The organism is Nocardia sp. NPDC101769 (assembly GCF_044766925.1).
Taxonomy (GTDB): domain Bacteria; phylum Actinomycetota; class Actinomycetes; order Mycobacteriales; family Mycobacteriaceae; genus Nocardia.
On record NZ_JBIWMX010000152.1, the window covers coordinates 1 to 1,133 of the forward strand.

The following is a 1,133-nucleotide window of genomic DNA, read 5'->3' on the forward strand; positions in this document are numbered from 1 at the left end:
GTGCGTTTGCCCGAGGTGCGCTCATCGGTGCACGCTCAGGGCTTGGGCGAACCATCTGAACGCGGGCACGCTGGGTTCTTCGGGGGCGTGGCCGTTGATCAGACTCAGCAGCTGCCAGTACCTTTCGACACGTGGTTCCACCACGGTATCGAGCCAGGCCAACAGTGAGACCCGTTCAGCCGCTGGCAGGTCCGTGGGCACGATGCGGTCCAGGGTCATTCGACCCTGCTCGGATTCGGGTGCGATACCCGCGGCGACAGCACCGCCGGCGTGTTCGATCACCAAGGGACGGATGTCGAGTCCGAACTCGATGCGGTTGTCGGAGCCGCCGTTGACGACCATACGGCGCAATACCTGTTCGAAGCCTTCGTCGGAGACGATTTCAGCCAATTCCACCCAGGCGTCGACCTGTTCAACCGAGGGCTCGTCAGGCAGAGCGGCGGGCATTTCCCGCATGAACTCTGCGATGACCAAGGCGTCCTCGTCCTCGACTCCGGCGAACACTCGGTCGACGAACCCGTCGATGATCTGCTGACGTTCACGCGCGGACAGCTGCGCCAACTTGTGTATCAATGTCATCTCCCGTGTGGATGTGCCGCGCTCGGCGACAGTGCTCAACACCGCTCGGCTCAGCCGCAAGGACCGGATTTGCGCGTCCAAGGCACGCACATGCGTTTCGGCGACCTCAGCCAAGGTGGCCTGCTGCTCGAGGACACGGTGCACTGTCGGCAGATCCAGGCCCAACTGCCGAAGTGTGTGAACCAGCTCGAGGCGCTCGACCGCGGCAGCATCGAAGAGCCGGTACCCGCCACCCGACCGCGCTACCGGAGGCACGGCTCCGATATCGGACCAGAACCGGATCGTCCGCGCCGACAACCCAGTTCGCTGCGCCAGCTGGCCGACCGTGAACAGATCGGTGTCTTCATGCATCGCACCAACCTGCACCCTCCACCCGCTGTCAGGTCAACTCGAAACACATCACACCAGCTCGGACGCCGATCGCAGGCCTGAAGCTACGTAGGCCACCGAACCTTCCGAACGCTCATCAGCAGTAGCGGATGGTCTGCACCACACCAGGTTCCGGCCATCGGCGCCCCGCGCTGGCCGGTTCGGTCAGCGCGGTATGCGGCAAT

The 1,133-nt window shown here is 64.0% G+C and carries 1 protein-coding gene; it reads right to left on the reverse strand.

What is annotated here, in order from left to right:
• Positions 1-21 precede the first annotated feature (21 nt).
• On the reverse strand, positions 22-930 hold the full coding sequence (locus ACIRRA_RS46080; RefSeq protein WP_402782524.1) for a MerR family transcriptional regulator: 909 nt from the start codon (positions 928-930) through the stop codon (positions 22-24).
• Positions 931-1,133 lie beyond the last annotated feature (203 nt).